We start from the raw sequence: 20,119 nt of genomic DNA on the forward strand, positions 1-20,119 counted from the left end.
CGCTACGGTCGCCCGGTGATCCGGGTAACCAGCGCGGTGGCTTCGTCCGCCTCAAGGCCCGAGGTCATCATGCTCTCGCCGAAGGGGCCGCTGAGGTTCGCCCGGGAGATCGGTTCGCCATCGACGGTGAGCACCATCGTCCGTCCGACCAGGCGCTCGGTGGCGCTGTGGATGCGGGGCGCGGCGGCCTCGGTGAACGCGTAGTACACGTTGGCCTTTCCGTCCTCGTTGACCACCTGGCGCACGCTGGCAATCGCGCCGGTCGTGAACACGGGCGGGTTGGCCAGCTTGACGGTCTCCCCGTGTGCGAAGCGGACCTCGACGCCCGGCTCGCCGACCTCCGCGACCGGGCGCATTTCGATGCGTACATCGGCGAGCGGCGGGTTGCCCTGCGCTGCAGGGTTCAACGCCGCGCCGTTGTGCTGGTTGCATGCCGTGACCAGCAGCAGGCTCGCTGCCGCCAGGCTCCATCGCCATCCGTTGCGCATTACAGTACTCCCGTTGTTTGAAGCATTGTGGCCCGAACCGGAGCCGTCAGCGCAACTTCCTGAGCCGGAATGCCACCACGACCTGCAGCACGCCGTAGATCAGGCTGCCGATGCCGATCCACAGCGTGGTTACCGCCACCCCGCCGAGCGGGTTGCCGAACATCATGACGCCCAGCACGATGGCCAGTACGCCGCTGACGATCAGCAGCCATTCGCCTTCGATCTGCCTGCGTACGCGGATGGCAAACACGATGCGGTACACACCGGCCAGGATCAGCCAGATCGCCAGCAGCAGCACCAGCACCTTGGCGGTCACCAGCGGGTTGATCACTGCCAGCGCGCCAAAACCGATCGAGGCCAGCGCGTAGACCAATGCCCAGCCGCGCGGCGCGCCGCTGTTGCCGCTGAATGCCGCGAACAGGCTGACCAGTCCTTCCACCAGCGCCATCACGCCGATGGCCCAGGCCAGCCCGGCGGCGGCGGACAGCGGCCGGGCGATGGCGATCAGGCCGAAGCCGATGGCGATCAGCCCATACAGAAGCACCACCCACCAGCTGCGGCCCACCAACGACAACAGCGACGTAGTGCGCAGTTCCGGAGCCTGGCTCATGACGGTGTTCCTGGGAGGAGAGTCAACCGCGATGCTAGGCCCGCCCCGTGTGCAGGCGGCGGCAAGGTGTCACGGCGCCCGGGCGCAGACCCACAGCATGGCCTCCTGCAGGCCGGACCGGCGCAGCGCCCTCACGGCCGCGTCCAAGGTGGCGCCGGTGGTCATCACATCGTCCACGAGGGTCAGCCGGGCCGGCGGGGTGGCCCGCACGGCGAAGGCGCCCTTGAGGTTCTGGCGGCGTGCGTCGGCGTCCAGCGTGGACTGGGCCAGGGTCGCCCGGCTGCGGCACAGCCCGGTCCAGAGCGGCAACTGGAGCTCCCGCGCCAACGGGCGGGCCAGTTCCCGGGCCTGGTCGTAGCCCCGCTCGCGAAGCCGGCGCCCATGCAGCGGCATCGGCAGCAGCGGGTGCTGCGCGAACTCCGGCACGGCGTGCAGCATTAACTGTGATAGCAGCCGCCCGGCGGCCAGGTCCTGGTGGAACTTGAAGCGCAGCACCAGCCGGTCGATCGGCGGCGCATACAGGAAGGTCGCCGCCGCCCCGGCCTGCCGCGGCGGCTCGGCCAGGCAGCCACCGCACACCTTGGCCGGTTCATCCGGCGGCAGCGGCAGCGCGCACAACGGGCAGGCATGGTCGTTCCACGGAAGCTCGGCGTAGCAGGCGGCACACAGATCCAGCCCGTCATTTCCCGGATTGGCGCAGACCAGGCAGCGCAGCGGCAGGCAGTGATGCCCCAACCACCCCAGCACATCGTAAACTTTGCGAAAGTACATATGGTTGACAGCCTCCTTCAACCTCACCAGACTGCCGCCCCTTCGTTCTCCAATCTGTCAGGACACTCCCATGGCTTCTGTCATCCGCCACGACTGGCACCCCGAGGAGCTGCTGGCGCTGTTCGAGGTGCCCTTCCCGGAGCTGCTGTACCGGGCGGCGGGCGTGCACCGGGAGCACTTTGATCCTACCGAGGTGCAGGTCTCGACCCTGCTCTCGGTCAAGACCGGCGGCTGCCCGGAGGACTGCGCATACTGCCCGCAGGCCCAGCGCTACGACACCGGGGTGAGCGCACAGAAGCTGATGGCCACCGACGACGTGGTCGCCAAGGCCCGCCAGGCCAAGGCGGCCGGGGCGTCGCGGTTCTGCATGGGCGCGGCGTGGCGGTCGCCCAAGGACCGCGACATCCCCAAGGTGGCGGCGATGATCCGCGAGGTGAAGGCACTGGGGCTGGAAACCTGCGCCACGCTTGGCATGCTCGACGGGGCGCAGGCCGTGGCCCTGCGCGAGGCCGGGCTGGACTACTACAACCACAACCTGGATACCGCGCCGGATTACTACGACTCGATCATCCACACCCGCCAGTACCAGGACCGGCTGGATACGCTGGAACACGTGCGCGAGGCCGGGCTGAAGACCTGCTGCGGCGGCATCGTCGGCATGGGCGAAACCCGCGCGCACCGCGCCGGGCTGCTGCTGGCGCTGGCCAACCTGCCGGCGCACCCCGATTCGGTGCCGATCAACCGGCTGGTGCAGGTGGCCGGCACGCCGCTGCATGGCAGTGCCGAACTGGACCCGTTCGAGTTCGTGCGGATGATCGCGGTGGCCCGCATCGTGATGCCCAGGGCCATGGTGCGGCTGTCGGCCGGGCGCGAAGCAATGAGCGATGAGCTGCAGGCGCTGTGCTTCCTGGCCGGGGCCAACTCGATCTTTTACGGCGAAAAACTGCTGACCACCGGCAACCCGGATACCGAGCGCGACCTGGCCCTGTTCAGCCGGCTGGGTCTGCGCCCGATGGCGGTGCAGGTGGATGCGGCCGGGCATGACCACCCCGGCACCGTGCATGCCGACATCACCTGTGGCGGTGGTTGCGGACAAGCGGCCTGAGCCCTGCCCCGGGCGGTGCAGCGCAGCGCCCGGCAACCGGGTACGCTAGCTGCCCTGCCAGCCCATGACATTGACGACCATGGCCCGTACCGACCTGCACGACCGCATCCAGTCCCAGCGCAAGCTTCGCGAAGCGCAGGGCCGTATCCGCGTGCGCCGCACGGTAACCCGGCGCGATGGCGTGCGCCTGGAGGTCAATGGCCAGTGGCTCACCGGCTTCTGCAGCAATGACTATCTGGGCCTGTCCCAGCAGTTTGGCGTGGTCAGCGCGCTGCAGGATGCCGCCGCGCGCGAAGGTGCCGGGGCGGGCGCCTCACACCTGATCTGCGGCCACCATGCGCTGCATGAAGCGCTGGAACAGGAAGTGGCCGACTGGTTGGGCTACCCGCGTGCGCTGCTGTTTGGCAGCGGCTTTGCCGCCAACCTGGCGGTGCAGCAGGCACTGCTCAGCGAAGAAGACGATGTGTGCGTGCAGGACCGGCTCAACCACGCCAGCCTGCTCGATGCCACGCGCCTGGCCGGCTGCCGCCTGCGCCGCTACCCGCACCTGGATACCGAAGGTGCGCTGCGCCAGCTCAAGCACGCACCCGACGGCGCGGCGATGCTGGTCACCGATGGTGTCTTCAGCATGGATGGCGACATCGCCCCGCTGCGCTCGCTCTCGCTGGTGGCGCGCATGCAGGAAGCGGTGTTGTACGTGGACGACGCACACGGCGTGGGCGTGATCGGCGAGCACGGCCGCGGCTGCGTGGCCGACGCCGGGCTGGGCGTGGCCGATGTGCCGCTGCAGCTGGTCACGCTGGGCAAGGCCTTGGGTGGCAGCGGCGCGCTGGTGGTGGGCGACGAGGCGATGATCCAGCACCTGGCCGAAACCGCACGCCCCTACATCTACACCACGGCGGTGCCGCCGGCGCAGGCGGCGGCGGCATTGGCCGCCGTGAAGCTGGCCCGCCGCGACGACTGGCGCCGCGAGAAGCTGGCCGAACTGGTCGGCGTGTTCCGTGCCGGCGCGCGCCAGCATGGGCTGGAACTGATGCCCTCCGATACGCCGATCCAGCCGCTGCTGTGCGGGGCCGAATCGACGGTGATGGGCTTGTCGGCCGCGCTGGAAGCGGCTGGTTTCCTGGTCAGCGCGATCCGTCCGCCGACCGTGCCCGAGGGCAAGGCACGCCTGCGCGTGACCCTGTCGGCGCTGCACACGGTGCCGGAAGTACGTGCGCTCACCGATGCCATCGCCCACGCGCGCGACCAGGTGCTGCGCCAGCAGGCACTGGATGCGCTGAGCGCGTGATGCACGGCGGTTGGGTGTGAGCATGCATATCGAGGTGGTCGGCAGCGGGCCGGCGCTGGTACTGATCCACGGCTGGGCCCTGCATGGCGGTGTGTTCGCGCCGCTGGTGGAGCGATTGTCGGCGCAGTTCGAGCTGCACCTGGTCGACCTGCCCGGGCACGGCAACAGCCGCGACGATGCCACCCCGCTGCGCCTGCCGTTCGTGGTCGGTGCGATTGCCGCCGCGACCCCGCCGGCCGTGTGGTGTGGTTGGTCGCTGGGTGGGCTGTTCGCGCTGCATGCGGCGGCCACGCTGCCCAAGGTGCGTGGGCTCGCGATGATCGCGGCCACACCGCGCTTCGTGCGTGGCGAGGACTGGCCATACGCAGTGGAAACTGCGGTCTTCGAACAGTTCGGCCAGGACCTGGCGCAGGACTATCGCGGCACGCTGGAGCGCTTCCTGGCCCTGGATGCGATGGGCTCCGAACACGCCCGGCAGGAACTGCGCAGCCTGCGCGCGGCGCTGGTAGCGCGCGGTGAGCCCGCCCCGCGTGCCCTGCAGGAAGGCCTTCGCCTGCTGGAAAGCGCTGACCTGCGTGGCGCCCTGCCCCGCCTGCCCGTGCCCAGCCTGTGGTTGGCCGGTCAACGCGACCGGCTGGTGTCGGCGCGGGCGATGCAGGCCGCTGCCGCGCTCGCACCGCGTTCCAGCGTGCATGTAGTGGCCCATGGCGGACACGCGCCGTTCCTGGGCCATACCGACGAGGTGGCGGCGCAGCTGCAACACTTCGTTGCCTCGCTTTCCTGACCCACCCGCGCGCGCATCGCCGATCATGTACGCCTGTCCCCCACTACGGAACTGATGCATGGACCTTGGAATCGCCGGCCGCTGGGCCCTCGTCTGCGCTGCCAGCAAAGGCCTGGGACTGGGCTGCGCCCGCGCGCTGGCGCGCGAGGGCGTGAACGTGGTGATCGCCGCCCGGGGTGAGGAAGCCCTCGCCCACGCCGGTGAAGAACTCCGGGCGCTGCCGGGCGCCGGCAAAGTAATCACGGTGGTCGCCGATGTCACCACCGAGGCCGGCCGCGCGGCGGCGCTGGCCGCCTGCCCCCAGGTGGACATTCTGGTCAACAACGCCGGTGGGCCGCCGGCGGGCGACTTCCGCCAGTTCGAGCGCGAGGACTGGATCGCTGCGCTGGACGCGAACATGCTGGCGCCGATCGCGCTGATCCGTGCCACCGTGGATGGCATGATCGAACGAGGCTTCGGGCGCGTGGTCAACATCACCTCCTCGTCGGTGAAGGCACCCATCGACATCCTGGGCCTGTCCAATGGCGCGCGCTCGGGCCTGACCGGCTTCGTCGCCGGGCTGGCGCGCCGCACCGTGGCCCACAACGTCACCCTCAACAACCTGCTGCCCGGCCAGTTCGACACCGACCGGCTGCGCGGCAACTTCGCCTACATGGCGCAGCAGCAGGGCGTGGATGCGGGGCAGATTGCCGAGCGCAAGCGCACCCACATTCCGGCCGGGCGCTTCGGCACCGCCGATGAGTTCGGCGCGGCGTGCGCGTTCCTGTGCAGTGCGCAGTCGGGTTACATCACCGGGCAGAACCTGTTGATTGATGGCGGGGCTTACCCCGGTACGTTCTGAGTTTCCGGCGCACGACCAACGGTCGTGCGCTACCGCATAGTGAGCCTTACATGACCGCCAGCTTTGATCCCCAGCACGTCCGCCGCGCGTTTTCGCGCGCCGCCAGCAGTTACGACGCCGCCGCTGCCCTGCAGCGCGAGGTGGAGAAGCGGCTGCTCGAATCGCTGGACTATCTCGAAAGCCGGCAGCCGGAGGTGGTGCTGGACGTGGGCAGCGGCACCGGCCACGCCAGTGCGGCGATGAAGAAGCGCTGGCCCAAGGCGCAGGTGATCGCGCTGGACATGGCCGAGCCGATGCTGCGCGAAGCGAAGAAGCAGGCCGGCTGGTGGAAGCCCTTCACCCGGGTGTGCGGTGATGCGCAGGCGTTGCCGTTGCGCGACCAGAGCGTGGATGTGATCTACAGCAACCTGTGCCTGCAGTGGGTGGAGGACCTGCCCGCGGTGTTCGCCGGTTTCCGCCGCGTGCTCAAGCCGGGCGGGCTGCTGGTGTGTTCCACGTTCGGCCCGGAAACGCTGATCGAGCTGCGCGACGCGTTCGCCAGCGCCGATGACACCTCGCACGTGAGCCGGTTCCCGCCGATTGCGCAGTTCGGCGACGCGCTGATGATGTCCGGCTTCCGCGACCCGGTGCTGGACCGCGACCTGTTCACGCTCACCTATTCCGACATGGATGCACTGATGCGCGAGCTGCGCGCCATTGGCGCAACCAATGCACGCCAGGATCGCCGGCATACGTTGACCGGGCGCGGCAGGTTCGCTGCAGCGCGCGCCGCCTATGAACCGCTGCGTCGCGAGGACGGCACGCTGCCCAGCAGCTGGGAAGTGATTTACGCGCACGCGTGGGCGCCGGATGCGGGCGCGCCGATCCGCGAGCGCGGGCAGGATGTGGCCAGCGTCCCCGTGTCGGCGATTCCGATCCGGCGCAAGACCACCTGACCAACCAGAAATATCGGTCAGGAACCGTTCGCGGACGGGAACATGTCCCGATGGAAGAAATAGATTTCCTGCGCCAGGAACTTCCAGCTGGTGTGGAAGCTGCGGAACCGCGTGCTCGGCGTTGACGAGGCCAGTGCATCGATGCCCAGTTCGCGGGCCAGGCGCAGCGCGCGCGCCATGTGCAGCGGGTCGCTGACGATGATCACCCGGTGCAGCTTGTGCTGGTCCATCAACAGCCGCGCTTCGGCCAGGTTCTGGCGGGTGGTGCGCGAGGCGGTTTCAATCAGGATCGCGTCGTCCGGCACGCCCTGTTTCAAGGCGTAACGGCGCGCGACCTGCGATTCGGAAAAGCGCGCGCCGGTGCCCCCGTAGCCGCCGGTGAAGATCAGCAATGGCGCGTAGCCCTGGCGGTACAGATCCAGCCCATGCCGGATGCGCTCTTCGAACACCGGCGACGGCTTGGCGTCGTAGGCCGCCGCGCCCAGCACGATGATCGCATCGGCCTTGGCCGCCTGGTCGCGCTCACCGACCCAGACGATCCATGCGGTGACACAGAGCAGCCAGGCCGCCAACAGCATGCACAGCCGCCACAGCCAGCCCCCCAGCCCGACCCGTGCGCGCCGGGTCATGCCGCGGCCCAGGGCAGGGCATCCAGGTCGACGTTGCCGCCGGACAGCACCACGCCCACCCGCTGCCCGGCAAACCGTGCGGGCTGGGACAGGATCGCGGCCAGCGCAATCGCCGAGGACGGTTCCACCACCTGCTTGAGCACCTGCCAGAGCAGGCGCATGGCCGCGACGGTGGCCGCATCGTCCACGGTGATCACCTCGGCCGCGCCCTGCAGCAGCGCGAAGTTCGGCGCACCCAGCGTGCCGCGCAGGCCATCGCAGATCGTGTCGGGGGTGAAGTCCAGCCGGCGCTCGCCGGCGGCCAGCGAACGGGCCGTATCGGCGGCGCCCTCCGGTTCGGCCAGTACCAGCCGCGTGACCGGACTCACCGCCTGCAGCGCCAGCCGGGTTCCGGCCGCCAGGCCACCGCCGCCCACCGGGACCACCAGGGTATCGAGCGGACCGTGGCTGCCCAGCAGCTCCAGCGCCGCCGTGCCCTGCCCGGCAATGACGTGGGAATCGGCATAGGGATGGACCAGGGTGGCGCCGGTCTCGGCCTCGACCTGGGCGCACATGGCCTCGCGCGCGGCGATGGTCGGGTCGCAGCGCCACAGGGTGGCGCCATGACGCACGATGTTGGCCAGCTTGGCCGCTACCGCGCCTTCCGGCACCACCACATGACAGGCAATGCCACGGGTGCGCGCGGCGAGCGCCAGCGCCGCACCGTGGTTGCCCGACGAATGGGTGACCACCCCGCGTGCGGCGACGGCCTCGGGCAGCGCCCAGACCGCGTTGCAGGCGCCGCGGAACTTGAAGGCACCGCCGCGCTGCAGATGCTCGGCCTTGAACGCCAGCCGCGCCCCGCTCAACGCGTCCAGCACCTGCGACTGCAGCACCGGGGTGACGCTGGCATGCGGCGCGATGCGCGCGGCGGCGGCCAGCAGGTCATCGACGCAGGGCAAGGATGAATCGGTCATGACACAAGATTAACGTGCCACGATGGCAACCGTTCATCCGGCCTGGGCAAAGTTAAGGGCCGATTCAATGCGGCGGCCTGAAGCTGGGCCATACCCCAGGGGGACCCTTACATGAAAATGCGCCTCATGCTTGCCGGCAGCCTGTTGCTGACGCTGTCTGGCTGCGCGACTTACGACTACGTGGGCGGCGGCGGTGGTGGCAACGGCTACTACCATGGCGCCCCGTCGGTGGAGTACCGCTATCCGGCCGGCTATCCGTCCGGCTACGGCAGCGGCTACTACGGTGGTGGCGGCTATTACGGTTATGGCGGCTACGGTGGTTACAGCAACTACCCGATCTACCGGCCGTACCCGAACTACCGCCCGCCGCACAACCACCGCCCGCCGCCCCGCCCGGGCAACGGCAATGGTGGCCAGGTGCGCCCGCCGGACCGTCCGCGCCCGCCCTACAACGGCGGCTCGCCGTGGCGGAACATGGATTCGGTGGGCCGCCCACCGCGTCCGGACCGCCCGCCGCAGCAGCGCCCGCAGCCGCAACAGCAACAGCGCCCGGTGAGCGCGCCGCAGTCCCGACCCAGCCCGCCGGCCCAGCGCAGCAATGGCTCTCCCTGGCGAAATATGAATAAGTTGAACCAGCGCACACATGAGAACTAAGACCGCTTGATTTTCACCTGCCCGGCAGGTCAATCTAGCCGGGCAGTGACGGCCTCGGTCGAAAAGTGACAAAAACGACATACGGCGTCACATTGAGCTCTATGTCGATATCCGACAGGAACATCTGGATCCCCCCTGTTCCGGCCCTGTCGGATGTCGGCACCTACAACGCAGAAGGCCCCGCCAATGGCGGGGCCTTTTGTCTTCCGGGGGGATAAAAACAGGGCCGACAGTCCCCCGACTGCCGGCCCTTCTGCTTCCCCGGGATGCGCATGGATCGGCCCCTGTTCCAATTCCGATCCGTAGCGCCTTTCGGCGCCTGCCATCCTGGGTGCTATTGGGTTATCTGCAGAGAACGTGCCAACTTTAGGGTTGCGTGCGAATTTTTTTGCAGGCCCCCGTTCACGGACCCGGCGCGAACGGCGCTAAAATGACCACCGCGCCCTGTCCCAGGGCGGTTCCGGGCCGTACCGGCCCTGCCCCAGAGCACCCCATGACCGATTCTTTCTACGGCTACGACGTCATCGTGATCGGCGGCGGCCATGCCGGCACCGAAGCCGCGCTGGCAGCTGCCCGCAGCGGCGTACGCACCCTGCTGCTGACCCACAACGTGGAAACCATCGGCGCGATGAGCTGCAACCCGGCCATCGGCGGGATCGGCAAGGGCCATCTGGTCAAGGAAATCGACGCCCTGGGCGGCGCCATGGCGCATGCCGCCGACCGCGCCGGCATCCAGTGGCGCACGCTCAATGCCTCCAAGGGCCCGGCCGTGCGCGCGACCCGCTGCCAGGCCGACCGCAACCTGTACCGGATGGCCATCCGGGCGATGGTCGAGGCGCAGCCCAACCTGACCGTGTTCCAGGCCGCCGTGGATGACCTGGTCATCGAAGGTGACGCCGTGCGTGGCGTGATCACCCAGACCGGGCTGCAGTTCAACGCCCCGGCCGTGGTGCTGACCGCCGGCACCTTCCTGGCCGGCAAGATCCACGTCGGCCAGACCCAGTACGCCGCCGGCCGCATGGGCGACCCGCCGGCCACCACGCTGGCCGCGCGCCTGCGCGAGCGCCCGTTCGCGATCGACCGGCTCAAGACCGGCACCCCGCCGCGCATCGATGGCCGCTCGCTGGACTACAGCGTGATGGACGAGCAGCCCGGCGACGACCCGCGCCCGGTGATGTCCTTCCTGGGCAGCGTGGCCGAGCACCCGCCGCAGGTGAGCTGCTGGATCACCCACACCAGCGAGCACACCCACGAGATCATCCGCAGCGCGCTGCACCGCTCGCCGCTGTACAGCGGCCAGATCGAAGGCATCGGCCCGCGCTACTGCCCGTCCATCGAAGACAAGGTGGTGCGCTTTGCCGAGAAGGCCAGCCACCAGATCTTCGTCGAGCCCGAAGGGCTGGACGTGGTGGAGATCTACCCCAACGGCATTTCCACCTCGCTGCCGTTCGATGTGCAGCTGGCGCTGGTGCGCAGCATCCGTGGCTTCGAGAACGCGCATATCACGCGGCCCGGCTACGCCATCGAATACGACTTCTTCGACCCGCGCGGGTTGAACAACACGCTGGAAACCAAGGCGGTGTCCGGGCTGTTCTTCGCCGGGCAGATCAACGGCACCACCGGCTATGAAGAGGCGGCCGCGCAGGGCCTGCTGGCCGGCCTCAACGCCGCCCGCCGCGTGCGCGACGAGGCGGGCTGGTGCCCGCGCCGCGACGAGGCCTACCTGGGCGTGCTGGTGGATGACCTGATCACCCATGGCACCACCGAGCCGTACCGCATGTTCACCAGCCGCGCCGAGTACCGGCTGCAGCTGCGCGAAGACAACGCCGACGTGCGCCTGACCGGCATCGGCCGTGAGCTGGGCGTGGTCGACGACCGGCGCTGGGCCGCTTTCCAGGCCAAGCAGGAGGCGGTGGCGCAGGAATCGGCGCGCCTGCGTGCGCTGTGGGCCACCCCGGCCAACGCGCTGGGCCGCGAAGTGGACGCCACGCTGGGCGTGGCGGTCAGCCGCGAAACCAACGTGCTGGACCTGATCAAGCGCCCGGAACTGGATTACGCCAAGCTGATGCAGGTGCCCTCGCTGGGCCCGGGCGTGGCGGATGCGAAGGTGGCCGAGCAGGTTGAGATCGGAGTGAAGTACGCCGGCTACCTGGACCGCCAGCGCGAGGAGATCGAACGCCAGCAGCGCCATGAGAACACCGCCATCGATGCGGCGTTCGATTACGCCGGCGTGCGCGGGCTGTCGGCCGAAGTGCAGCAGAAGCTGGAGCGGGTGCGCCCGCAGACCATCGGCCAGGCCCAGCGCATCCCGGGCATGACCCCGGCGGCGATCTCGCTGCTGCTGGTGCACCTGGAACGCGCCCGGCGCAGCCGGGTGGCGTAACCACGGCGGTATCATGGTGGCCTGCCTCGTGGAGCGTCACCATGTCCCCCCTTCGTCCCTTCCTCGATACCTTCCCCGTCGTTGGCGAGCGCGCCTGGATCGACCCGGCCTGCACGATCATCGGTGACGTGGTGCTCGGGGACGATGTGTCGGTGTGGCCGGGCACGGTGATCCGCGGCGACGTCAACCATGTGCGGATCGGCGCGCGCAGCAACATCCAGGATGGCACCATCATCCATGTCAGCCACCACAGCCCCTACAACAAGGGCGGCTACCCGACCCTGATCGGTGAGGGCGTCACCGTCGGCCACGGCACCATCATCCATGCCTGCACCATCGGCGAGTACAGCCTGATCGGGATGGGGGCGTGCATCCTCGATGGCGCCACCGTGAGCCGGCACAGCTTTGTCGGCGCCGGTGCGGTGATCGGGCCGGGCAAGGTGGTGGGCGAAGGCGAGCTGTGGGTGGGCAACCCGGCCCGACCGGTGCGTACGCTCAGCGATCAGGAGATCGAGTCGCTGCACTACTCGGCCGACCACTACGTGCGGTTGAAGGACAAGTACTTGGGGATGTGACCCCGCACACGGTAAAGTCGGTCTCCGACCCAGGAAGCAGTCGAGAACCGCATGCCGTTGGCAGCCGTCCGGAGGGACGCGTGCGCATGAGCGCACCCATGCTGGACACCTACCGTGAAGTGATCACGCCCGAAGGCGTGCCGCTGCACCTGCCGGCAGCCGGCCCGGTGCCGCGTGCGCTGGCCTGGGCCATCGACTTCATGATCCGCGTGGCGGCGCTGATGCTGCTGAGCATTCCGCTCACCCTGCTGGGCGAATTCGGCCAGGGCCTCTACCTGGGCCTGATGTTCCTGCTGATGTGGGCGTACACCATCGTGCAGGAGGCCTGCTGGGGCCGCACCCTGGGCAAGCGGGTGATGAGCCTGCGCGTGGTGGCCCAGGACGGCGCACCGATCGGCTGGATGGCCTCCATCACCCGCAACCTGCTGCGCACCGTGGACATGCTGCCGTTCGGCTATGCGCTGGGGCTGCTGTCGAGCCTGTTCGACCGCAATGGCCGGCGCCTGGGCGACCTGGTGGCCGGCACCGTAGTGGTGCATGACAGCGGCCGGCCGTGGTCGGCCAGCGTGGCCATCGATACCGTGCTGGCCCCGCCGCAGCCGCTGCAGCCAGCCGAACAGGCGGCGATCATTGCCTTCGCCGAACGCGCGCCGCGCCTGTCCGGCCCCCGCCAGCAGGAGCTGGCCGCAGTGGCCGCGCCGATCAGCGGCGGCCAGGGCCAGGTGGGCGTGCTGCGCCTGTATGCCATGGCCAACTGGCTGCTGGGCCGCCGATGAGGCAGGAACAGTTCGTTGCCCGCTACCAGGCCGAATGGCAGGCGCTGGAACGTTGGCTGGCGCTGCGCGGCGACCGGCCACGGCATGCGGGCCGTTCGCCCGATGCGTCCGCGCTCAACGATGAAGACATTCCGCAGCACTACCGCCGGCTGTGCCAGCAGCTCGCGCTTGCGCGCAAGCGCGGCTACAGCCCGCAGCTGGTGGCACGCCTGCAGCTGCTGATGCAGCAGGGCCATGGCCTGCTGTACCGCACGCCGCCGCCGCGCTGGCGCCGCGCGCTGGAGTTCCTGCTGGCCGATTTCCCACAGCTGGTGCGCAGCCAGGCGCGCAGCATGTGGGTGGCCACCGCGCTGTTCGTGCTGCCGCTGGTGGGCAGCTTCGCGGTGATCCAGTGGCACCCGGATGTCATCCACATGCTGATGGACAACGGCGCGATCGCCTCGCTGGAGCGCATGTACAACCCGGCCTCGCCGAACCTGGGCCGCGACAGCGGCACGGACTGGATGATGTTCGGCTACTACATCATGAACAACATCAGCATCGGCCTGCGTACGTTCGCCAGCGGGCTGCTGGCCGGCCTGGGCACGGTGCTGGTGCTGCTGTTCAACGGGCTCACCATCGGTGCGGCGGCCGGCCACCTGCAGCACATCGGCCATGGCGACCCGTTCTGGCGTTTCGTCTGCGGCCATGGCGCGTTCGAGCTCACCGCGATCGTCATCGCCGGCGGTGCCGGCCTGCAGCTGGGCATGAAGCTGCTCGCGCCCGGCCGCCGCCGGCGCATCGATGCACTCGTCGAGGGCGGGGTGATTGGCGCAAAACTCTGCCTGGGCATCGCCGCGATGCTGCTGATCGCCGCCTTCATCGAAGCGTTCTGGTCGTCCATCGCCGCGATCCCGGCCTGGGGCAAGTACAGCGTGGCTGCGGTGCTGTGGACGCTGGTGTTCGTGTGGCTGTGGCGCGGTGGGCGCGGGAGCGGTCATGCGGATTGACCAGCTCAACGTCGCCCTGCGCGCGCGCTCCGAATGGGAAGCGATGGAGCTGGGCACCGCCCTGGTGCGCCGGCACGCGCGGGCGATCTGGCTGCCGCTGATCGCGGTGTCGCTGCCGTTGTTCGCCGTGATCAATGCCGCTGCATGGTGGGCCGATGCGTTCGGCTGGGCCTGGCTGCTGATGTGGTGGCTCAAGCCGGTATCGGACCGGATCGCGCTGTATGTGATCTCACGCGGCGTGTTCGGCGACGAACCACGTCCGTTGCAGACCCTGCGCGCGCAGCGGCACTGGGGCTGGAGCGGGTTCTGGGGCTACCTGGGCTGGCGCCGCTTCAGCCCGTTCCGCTCGCTGCTGCTGCCGGTGAACCTGCTGGAAGGCAGCGATGCCTCGCAGCGCAGCGTGCGCCGCCGCGCCGTGCTCAGCGGCACGTTCGGGCATGCCGTGCTGCTCACCCTGATGTGCATGGTGTTCGAGCTGGTGATTGTCAGCGGCTGCATCGCGGCGGTCTTCCTGTTCGTGCCGCTGGAACTGCTGTCCGATTCCTGGCGCGCGGCGTGGGAAATGGTCAGCGAGACCATGCCGGCGTGGGCACAGCTGGGGGTGAATGCGCTGTTCTGGCTCGCCGCCACGTTGATCGGGCCGTTTTACGCCGGCGCCGGTTTCGCGCTGTATCTCAACCGCCGCACGGAAATGGAAGCCTGGGACGTAGAAATCGCGTTCCGGCGCATGCGTGATCGGCTGCAGCAGGCCGCGCCGCTGCTGGTACTGGCGCTGGTGCTGTGCTGGCCGATGGGTGGGCTGCATGCGGCAGAACCTGCGCAGGCGCCGAGCTGCGCTGCACCCACTGGCACGGATGACGATGCTGGTGATGAGGAAGAAGAAGCGTCTGACGCAGTGCCCGCCGACGATCCGTCGAACACCCCGTCCGTGATCTTCGGTGGCACGCCCGACACCGCCGGCTTCCGCCAGGCCGTGCAGCGCGCGTACGAAGATCCCCTGGTGGCGCCTACCCGCGAAGTGAAACGCTGGGAGCGCACCCTGAGCGAGGCCGAGAAGAACAAGAAGAAGGACGATGCGGACAAGAACCGCAATCCGCTCGGGCGCGGCCCGCGCCTGCCCGCGCAGATTGCCGAATGGATCCTGTGGGGCCTGGTCGGTTTGCTGGTGCTGGGGCTGATCGCCACCGCGCCGTGGTGGCTGCGCTGGCTGCGCGGCACCGGGGTGAGGCGGCGCAAGGCCACCGATCCGGTGGTCGAGGAAGCGGTGGAACTGCCCGAAGTGATTCCGCCGGATCCCGCCGCGCGCGCGCGCGAGCTGTGGCAGCAGGGTCGGCCGCGCCAGGCGCTGGCGCTGCTGTACCGGGCCAGCGTGGAATCGATGAGCGAACGCGCCGAGGTGGTGCTGCCACCGGGCGCGACCGAAGCACAGTGCCTGCGCGCCTCGCGGCGCATGCCGGTCGAGGCTGACCGCACCCTGTTCGCCCGCATCGTGCGGGTCTGGCAGTACGCCGCGTACGCCGGCCGCCTGCCCGAGCCGGACGAGTTCGACGACCTGGCCACCACCCTGCAGACCCAGTTCCGGTGGCGCGCATGAGTGCCCGTCTGCGCTGGTTGGTGGTGCTGGCCGTGCTGCTGGTGGTGGGCGTGCCATTGGCGATCCTGTTCCTGCGCAGCCATGAACGCGTGGTCCATACCGAGCACCTGCCGCCGCAGGGCGAGGCCAGCTACAACCCGCTGTACGTGCTGGGCCAGGCGCTGCGTGCCGACGGCATCACCGTGCATTCCAGCCCGCGCCTCGACCTGCCGCGCATGCAGCTCAAGCCAGCCGATACCGTGCTGTTGCTGCAGGACACCGCCGATGTGCCCGCCCCCACCGCGCAGGCGCTGCTGGCGTGGGTGGAACGCGGCGGCCACCTGCTGCTGCGCACGCCGCCGCCGTTCAAGGACGAAGACGCCGCGCAGGGGCCGCTGCTGGACGCGCTGGGCGTGGATACCGAGTACTACGAGAGCAACTGCAAGGCCTTCCACATTGCCGACGACCCGGGCCATTCCGAGTTCTGCAGTGGCCGCCGTTTCGGCGTGGACGTGCCCGACGGCGTGCGTGTCGAACGCGAATGGGGCGATGACGAGGGCCTGGTGTTCGCGCGGCTGCGCAAGGGCGAAGGCAGCGTGGACGTGCTGTCGGACATGGAGTTCCTCAAGGGCACGCCGAGGATCTTCAACGCCGAGGATCCCAAGGGCAGCCTGGCCGACGGCCTGCACGACCTCGCGCACCGCGACCTGACCCGCCATGTGCTCGACCCGAACTACGCCGAAGGCACGGTGTGGCTGATCTACGGCTCCCGCCCGCCCACGCTGTGGTCACGCATCTTCTACCAGGGCTGGCCGGTGTGGGCGCCCCTGCTGCTGGCCCTGCTGGCATGGCTGTGGCAGCGTGCGCAGCGGCTGGGCAGCCTGCTGCCGGCACCCGCCACCGAACGCCGTTCGCTGCTGGAACATGTTCGTGCCAGCGGCGAGCACCTGCTGCGCTATGGCAAGGCACCGCTGTTGTACGACGCAACCCGCCGCGCTTTCCTGGCCCGGCTGCGGCGGCGCGCACCCACCGCTGCCGCGCTCAGCGGCGAGGCGCAGGTGCACGCCATCGCCAGCCTGCTGCAGTGGCCGCATTCCCGTGTCCAGACCGCTTTGCAGGTGCCGCCATCGAAGGATGTGGTGGCCCTGCGTGAGCGCATCCGCCTGCTGATCCAGATGAGAAACCTGCTATGACCGACCACTCCGCTCCGCCGCCGTTGTCCCCGCCCGCGCTGACCGGGCAGAGCCTGGTTGAACGCGTCGATGCCGTGCGCGACGCCGTCGGCCGCGCCTTCATCGGCCAGCCCGAGGTGCTCGACCAGATCCTGATCGCGCTGCTGGCCGGTGGCCATGTGCTGATCGAAGGCGTGCCCGGGCTGGGCAAGACCCTGCTGGTGCGCGCCCTGGCGCAGGCACTGGAGCTGGACTACGGCCGCGTGCAGTTCACCCCGGACCTGATGCCCAGCGACGTCAGCGGCCACGCGGTATACGACCCGAAATCGGAGAGCTTCAAGATCCGCCGCGGCCCGGTGTTCACCAACCTGCTGCTGGCCGATGAAATCAACCGCGCCCCGGCCAAGACCCAGTCGGCCCTGCTGGAAGTGATGCAGGAAGGCCAGGTCACCATCGAAGGCAAGGCATTCGCACTGACCCCGCCGTTCCTGGCGCTGGCCACGCAGAACCCGGTCGAACAGGAAGGCACCTACCCGCTGCCCGAAGCCCAGCTGGACCGCTTCCTGCTCAAGGTCATCATCGATTACCCGGCGCTGGAGGACGAGAAGCGGATGGTGGATGCAATCACCACCGGCCGCAGCGCGGCCGACTTTGACCTGTCGCAGGTACCGCGCGTGCTCAACGCCGCCGAGGTGATCGCGTTGCAGCAGGCGACCGCGGCGATCACGGTGGATCCGGAAGTGGTGGACTACGCGGTGCGCATCGTGGCGGCCACCCGCCAGTTCCCTGGCATCGCGCTCGGCGCCGGCCCGCGCGGCAGCATCGCGCTGGTGCGTGCGGCGCGTGCGCAGGCGGTGCTTGCCGGCCGCGACTTCGTCACCCCCGATGACGTGCGCGAGATCGCCCGCCCGGCACTGCGCCACCGTATTGCGCTGGCCCCGGAACTGCAGATCGAAGGCCAGTCGGCCGACGATGCGTTGACCGCGTTGCTGGCCAAGGTGGAAGCCCCGCGCAAATGAGGCCAGGCCCGCTGTTGCTGATACTGCTGGTCGGCTGGGCGCTGCTCGGGCTGCCGGTGGCGTTCGGGCTGCTGCCGGTGTCGGCGTGGTGGGCGTCCGCAGCGGCGATCGCGGTGCTGGCCCTGGTGGATCTGCTGCGGCTGCGCGCGCAGCCTTCGCCCACGGTGCAGCGCGAACTGCCGGAGGCGCTGGCGTTGAACGTCGAGCGGCGCACCACGCTGCGCTTCGAGTCCAGCCGCCGCCAACGCGTGGAGGTGTTCGACCTGGTGCCGGGAGCGTGGTCGCTGCAGGGCCTGCCGCGTGCATTGACGCTCAAGCCGCTGGTGGCCAGCAGCGTGGAGTACACGTTGACCCCGACCGCGCGCGGTCGCTTCGTGTTCGACGGCGTGCACCTGCGCCTGCACGCGCCCTGGCGGATGTGGCGCCAGCGCCGCCTGCTGCCACCCGCGCTGACCGTGCGCGTGTACCCCAACTTCGCCCCGCTCACCCGCTTCGCGTTGTTCAGTGCCGAACAGGCCTCGCGCCTGGTCGGTGCGCACCTCAAGCGCCGCCGTGGCGAAGGCACCGATTTCCACCAGATGCGCGAGTACCGCATCGGCGACAGCCTGCGCCAGATCGACTGGAAAGCCACCTCGCGCGCACGCAAGCTGATCTCGCGTGAGTACCAGGATGAAAAGAACCAGCAGCTGGTGCTGATGATCGACACCGGCCGCCGCATGATGGCCAGCGAAGGCGGGCTGTCGCACTTCGACCATGTGCTCAACGCGGCGCTGGTGGTGTCCTACCTGGCGCTGCGCCAGGGCGATGGCGTGGGCTTGTTCGCCAGTGGTGGCGAAAGCCGCTGGGTGGCACCCCAGCGCGGCATGGGCGCGATCGACGCGCTGCTGCGCGCCAGCTACGACCTGCAGGCGCAGCCGGTGGCCACCGACTATCTGGCTGCTGCCACCGAACTCAGCCTGCGCCAGCGCCGGCGCTCGCTGGTGATGCTGGTCACCAACGTGCGCGATGAGGACATCGAAGACCTGCTGGTGGCGGTGCGTCTGCTGCAGCGACAGCACCTGGTGTGCGTGGCCAGCCTGCGCGAGCGCGAGCTGGACGTGGCGCTGGAGCAGGAAGTGGAGACGCTGCAGGACGCGACCCAGGCCGGCGCCATCGCGCGCTACCTGCAGCAGCGCAACGACGCGCATGAAGCACTGCGCAGCCACCGGGTGATGGTGCTGGACGTGACGGCCGATGCGCTGCCCGGGGCGCTGGTGGAGCGGTACCTCGCCGTCAAACGCGACGGGTTGCTGTAGGCACGTATCGACCAACGGTCGATACCTACCGGTCGATACCTACCAGTTGGTGTGCCGGTAGGTCACGACCGTTGGTCGTGACGCCGGTAACCCGTCAGACGTAAATGCGCGTCGGGGCTTCGTCGATGATCGCGTGCGGGACGAACCGGGCGCTGTCGCGGGTGATCCGGCTGTCATCTTCGCGGATACCCATGCCGCAGGCCTGGTCGCCCACGATCCAGCTGCCGATCAACGGGTAACCGCCGTCGAACGACGTGAGCGGATGCGCGGCCTGGCGGATCGCCGGGCCGTTGTAGGGGCCTTCGCTCTCCTGCCAGCTGCCGTCGGCCAAATGCATGGCCACGTTGGCACCTTCGCGCGAGAACAGCGGCTTGCGCACCCAGCCGGCCGGCAGCGCGCTGCCGTCATCGAACTCGGCCGCCAGCAGGTTCGGGTGGCCACGGTGGCGCTGCCACAGCAGCGGCAGCACGCCCTTGTTGCTCAGGATCGCCTTCCACGCCGGTTCCAGCAGCTGCACGCCCGAGGTGGGCAGCGCCTGCCCGAACGATTCGGTCATCAGGTCTTCCAGCGGGTACAGCTTGAACAGGCTGCCGATCACCGTGTCATCGAGCGCGGTGAAGCGCCCGTCTTCGGACAGGCCGATGTCTTCGATCGCGATCGCTTCGCCACGCAGCCCGGCCTGGGCCGCGCAGTCGCGCAGGTAGGCCACGGTGCCCTGGTCTTCTTCGGAACTGCCCACGGCACTGAAGTACAGTGGCGGCGGCAACTGCGCCGACAGCTGCCCGAAGCGCTCCACCAGCGCCTCGTGGATGGCGTTGAACTGGTCGGCGTGCGGCGGCAGGCGATTCTGGTTGCGCTGGTCTTCCAGCCACTGCCATTGGAAGAACGAGGCCTCGAACAGCGAAGTCGGCGTGTCGTAATTGAGCTCGTAGAGCTTGGCCGGACCGGTGCCGTCATAGGCGAAGTCCAGCCGTCCGTACAGGTGCGGCTCGCCGCGGCGCCAGCTGTCGGCGATCCAGTCGCGGAACGCGGGCGGAATCGCCAGCTGGTCCATCAGCTGTTCGCTGCGCACCACCTCGTCCACCAGTTCCATCGCCATTGCATGCAGCTCGGCGCTGGGGTCTTCGATGTCCTGCTCGATCTGGCGCAGGGTGAAGGCGTAGTACGCGGTTTCATCCCAGTACGGCAGGCCGTCGATGGTGTGGAAGCGGAAACCGGACTCGGCGGCACGCGCGCGCCACTGGCTGCGCTCGTCGATTCCCACACGCTTCAT

Annotated in this window: 20 protein-coding genes; 14 read left to right on the top strand and 6 right to left on the bottom strand. The window is 69.1% G+C overall.

What is annotated here, in order from left to right:
* Positions 1–2: 2 nt before the first annotated feature.
* From AC06E7_RS05660 to AC06E7_RS05670, 3 genes are all read right to left on the bottom strand, one after another.
* Positions 3–488: a SecDF P1 head subdomain-containing protein gene (locus AC06E7_RS05660; protein ID WP_184125955.1), complete on the bottom strand. Its 486-nt coding sequence runs from the start codon at positions 486–488 to the stop codon at positions 3–5.
* Positions 489–534: 46 nt separating this feature from the next.
* Positions 535–1,098 carry an HdeD family acid-resistance protein gene (locus tag AC06E7_RS05665; protein ID WP_095363187.1) on the bottom strand — a complete coding sequence of 188 codons (564 nt, stop codon included), beginning with the start codon at positions 1,096–1,098 and terminating at the stop codon, positions 535–537.
* Positions 1,099–1,167: 69 nt separating this feature from the next.
* On the bottom strand, positions 1,168–1,869 hold the full coding sequence (locus AC06E7_RS05670) for a double zinc ribbon domain-containing protein (protein WP_478063432.1): 702 nt from the start codon (positions 1,867–1,869) through the stop codon (positions 1,168–1,170).
* 70 nt (positions 1,870–1,939) lie between these two features.
* Between AC06E7_RS05670 and bioB the strand changes: the two genes are divergently transcribed.
* From bioB to bioC, 5 genes are all read left to right on the top strand, one after another.
* On the top strand, positions 1,940–2,974 hold the full coding sequence (bioB, locus tag AC06E7_RS05675) for a biotin synthase BioB (protein ID WP_478063434.1): 1,035 nt from the start codon (positions 1,940–1,942) through the stop codon (positions 2,972–2,974).
* Positions 2,975–3,053: 79 nt separating this feature from the next.
* Positions 3,054–4,265, top strand: a complete 1,212-nt coding sequence (bioF, locus tag AC06E7_RS05680) for an 8-amino-7-oxononanoate synthase (RefSeq protein WP_068854356.1) — start codon at positions 3,054–3,056, stop codon at positions 4,263–4,265.
* Between the two features lie 22 nt (positions 4,266–4,287).
* Positions 4,288–5,049, top strand: a complete 762-nt coding sequence (gene bioH / locus AC06E7_RS05685) for a pimeloyl-ACP methyl ester esterase BioH (protein WP_210131449.1) — start codon at positions 4,288–4,290, stop codon at positions 5,047–5,049.
* Positions 5,050–5,107: 58 nt separating this feature from the next.
* The gene (locus tag AC06E7_RS05690; protein ID WP_068854358.1) at positions 5,108–5,890 is read left to right on the top strand and encodes an SDR family oxidoreductase; all 783 of its coding nucleotides are present in this window, start codon (positions 5,108–5,110) and stop codon (positions 5,888–5,890) included.
* A 50-nt stretch (positions 5,891–5,940) separates the two neighbouring features.
* A complete protein-coding gene (gene bioC, locus AC06E7_RS05695) occupies positions 5,941–6,825 on the top strand; it encodes a malonyl-ACP O-methyltransferase BioC (protein ID WP_068854359.1) in 885 nt (294 codons plus the stop codon).
* Between the two features lie 17 nt (positions 6,826–6,842).
* Here the strand turns inward: bioC and AC06E7_RS05700 are convergent, their stop codons facing one another.
* Together AC06E7_RS05700 and AC06E7_RS05705 are read right to left on the bottom strand one after the other, a co-directional pair.
* Positions 6,843–7,466, bottom strand: a complete 624-nt coding sequence (locus AC06E7_RS05700; protein ID WP_068854872.1) for a YdcF family protein — start codon at positions 7,464–7,466, stop codon at positions 6,843–6,845.
* On the bottom strand, positions 7,451–8,410 hold the full coding sequence (locus AC06E7_RS05705; RefSeq protein WP_478063437.1) for a pyridoxal-phosphate dependent enzyme: 960 nt from the start codon (positions 8,408–8,410) through the stop codon (positions 7,451–7,453). The genes AC06E7_RS05700 and AC06E7_RS05705 overlap by 16 nt, the downstream gene beginning before the upstream one ends.
* Before the next feature lie 111 nt (positions 8,411–8,521).
* Between AC06E7_RS05705 and AC06E7_RS05710 the strand changes: the two genes are divergently transcribed.
* The 9 genes from AC06E7_RS05710 (at position 8,522) to AC06E7_RS05750 (ending at position 18,846) form a co-directional block, all read left to right on the top strand.
* On the top strand, positions 8,522–9,064 hold the full coding sequence (locus tag AC06E7_RS05710) for a hypothetical protein (RefSeq protein WP_478063439.1): 543 nt from the start codon (positions 8,522–8,524) through the stop codon (positions 9,062–9,064).
* Positions 9,065–9,557: 493 nt separating this feature from the next.
* Positions 9,558–11,447 carry a tRNA uridine-5-carboxymethylaminomethyl(34) synthesis enzyme MnmG gene (gene mnmG / locus AC06E7_RS05715; protein WP_478063441.1) on the top strand — a complete coding sequence of 630 codons (1,890 nt, stop codon included), beginning with the start codon at positions 9,558–9,560 and terminating at the stop codon, positions 11,445–11,447.
* A gap of 41 nt (positions 11,448–11,488) precedes the next feature.
* Positions 11,489–12,022 carry a gamma carbonic anhydrase family protein gene (locus AC06E7_RS05720; RefSeq protein WP_068854363.1) on the top strand — a complete coding sequence of 178 codons (534 nt, stop codon included), beginning with the start codon at positions 11,489–11,491 and terminating at the stop codon, positions 12,020–12,022.
* Positions 12,023–12,108: 86 nt separating this feature from the next.
* The gene (locus AC06E7_RS05725; protein WP_068854364.1) at positions 12,109–12,798 is read left to right on the top strand and encodes an RDD family protein; all 690 of its coding nucleotides are present in this window, start codon (positions 12,109–12,111) and stop codon (positions 12,796–12,798) included.
* On the top strand, positions 12,795–13,787 hold the full coding sequence (locus AC06E7_RS05730; RefSeq protein WP_093532697.1) for a stage II sporulation protein M: 993 nt from the start codon (positions 12,795–12,797) through the stop codon (positions 13,785–13,787). The genes AC06E7_RS05725 and AC06E7_RS05730 overlap by 4 nt, the downstream gene beginning before the upstream one ends.
* Entirely contained in the window at positions 13,777–15,381 is a 1,605-nt protein-coding gene (locus AC06E7_RS05735) for a DUF4129 domain-containing protein (RefSeq protein ID WP_478063443.1), read from the top strand. The genes AC06E7_RS05730 and AC06E7_RS05735 overlap by 11 nt, the downstream gene beginning before the upstream one ends.
* On the top strand, positions 15,378–16,553 hold the full coding sequence (locus AC06E7_RS05740) for a DUF4350 domain-containing protein (RefSeq protein WP_478063444.1): 1,176 nt from the start codon (positions 15,378–15,380) through the stop codon (positions 16,551–16,553). The genes AC06E7_RS05735 and AC06E7_RS05740 overlap by 4 nt, the downstream gene beginning before the upstream one ends.
* The gene (locus AC06E7_RS05745; RefSeq protein WP_068854367.1) at positions 16,550–17,551 is read left to right on the top strand and encodes an AAA family ATPase; all 1,002 of its coding nucleotides are present in this window, start codon (positions 16,550–16,552) and stop codon (positions 17,549–17,551) included. Before AC06E7_RS05740 ends, AC06E7_RS05745 begins: the two co-directional genes overlap by 4 nt.
* Positions 17,548–18,846 (top strand): DUF58 domain-containing protein, encoded by a 1,299-nt coding sequence (locus tag AC06E7_RS05750; protein ID WP_447787030.1) that lies wholly within the window; start codon positions 17,548–17,550, stop codon positions 18,844–18,846. Before AC06E7_RS05745 ends, AC06E7_RS05750 begins: the two co-directional genes overlap by 4 nt.
* A 94-nt stretch (positions 18,847–18,940) precedes the next feature.
* On the opposite strand, the gene AC06E7_RS05755 is transcribed toward AC06E7_RS05750, so the two are convergent.
* Entirely contained in the window at positions 18,941–20,119 is a 1,179-nt protein-coding gene (locus tag AC06E7_RS05755) for a glutathionylspermidine synthase family protein (protein ID WP_478063447.1), read from the bottom strand.

Source organism: Stenotrophomonas sp. Steno-Z4, from assembly GCF_056393145.1.

What these genes read in the sequence shown, in the direction of transcription:
- AC06E7_RS05660 (WP_184125955.1), bottom strand. Translation starts at nt 488, where the DNA reads ATGCGCAACGGATGGCGATGGAGCCTGGCGGCAGCGAGCCTGCTGCTG.
- AC06E7_RS05665 (WP_095363187.1), bottom strand. Translation starts at nt 1,098, where the DNA reads ATGAGCCAGGCTCCGGAACTGCGCACTACGTCGCTGTTGTCGTTGGTG.
- AC06E7_RS05670 (WP_478063432.1), bottom strand. Translation starts at nt 1,869, where the DNA reads ATGTACTTTCGCAAAGTTTACGATGTGCTGGGGTGGTTGGGGCATCAC.
- bioB (WP_478063434.1), top strand. Translation starts at nt 1,940, where the DNA reads ATGGCTTCTGTCATCCGCCACGACTGGCACCCCGAGGAGCTGCTGGCG.
- bioF (WP_068854356.1), top strand. Translation starts at nt 3,054, where the DNA reads ATGGCCCGTACCGACCTGCACGACCGCATCCAGTCCCAGCGCAAGCTT.
- bioH (WP_210131449.1), top strand. Translation starts at nt 4,288, where the DNA reads ATGCATATCGAGGTGGTCGGCAGCGGGCCGGCGCTGGTACTGATCCAC.
- AC06E7_RS05690 (WP_068854358.1), top strand. Translation starts at nt 5,108, where the DNA reads ATGGACCTTGGAATCGCCGGCCGCTGGGCCCTCGTCTGCGCTGCCAGC.
- bioC (WP_068854359.1), top strand. Translation starts at nt 5,941, where the DNA reads ATGACCGCCAGCTTTGATCCCCAGCACGTCCGCCGCGCGTTTTCGCGC.
- AC06E7_RS05705 (WP_478063437.1), bottom strand. Translation starts at nt 8,410, where the DNA reads ATGACCGATTCATCCTTGCCCTGCGTCGATGACCTGCTGGCCGCCGCC.
- AC06E7_RS05710 (WP_478063439.1), top strand. Translation starts at nt 8,522, where the DNA reads ATGAAAATGCGCCTCATGCTTGCCGGCAGCCTGTTGCTGACGCTGTCT.
- mnmG (WP_478063441.1), top strand. Translation starts at nt 9,558, where the DNA reads ATGACCGATTCTTTCTACGGCTACGACGTCATCGTGATCGGCGGCGGC.
- AC06E7_RS05720 (WP_068854363.1), top strand. Translation starts at nt 11,489, where the DNA reads ATGTCCCCCCTTCGTCCCTTCCTCGATACCTTCCCCGTCGTTGGCGAG.
- AC06E7_RS05725 (WP_068854364.1), top strand. Translation starts at nt 12,109, where the DNA reads ATGAGCGCACCCATGCTGGACACCTACCGTGAAGTGATCACGCCCGAA.
- AC06E7_RS05730 (WP_093532697.1), top strand. Translation starts at nt 12,795, where the DNA reads ATGAGGCAGGAACAGTTCGTTGCCCGCTACCAGGCCGAATGGCAGGCG.
- AC06E7_RS05735 (WP_478063443.1), top strand. Translation starts at nt 13,777, where the DNA reads ATGCGGATTGACCAGCTCAACGTCGCCCTGCGCGCGCGCTCCGAATGG.
- AC06E7_RS05740 (WP_478063444.1), top strand. Translation starts at nt 15,378, where the DNA reads ATGAGTGCCCGTCTGCGCTGGTTGGTGGTGCTGGCCGTGCTGCTGGTG.
- AC06E7_RS05745 (WP_068854367.1), top strand. Translation starts at nt 16,550, where the DNA reads ATGACCGACCACTCCGCTCCGCCGCCGTTGTCCCCGCCCGCGCTGACC.
- AC06E7_RS05750 (WP_447787030.1), top strand. Translation starts at nt 17,548, where the DNA reads ATGAGGCCAGGCCCGCTGTTGCTGATACTGCTGGTCGGCTGGGCGCTG.
- AC06E7_RS05755 (WP_478063447.1), bottom strand. Translation starts at nt 20,119, where the DNA reads ATGAAGCGTGTGGGAATCGACGAGCGCAGCCAGTGGCGCGCGCGTGCC.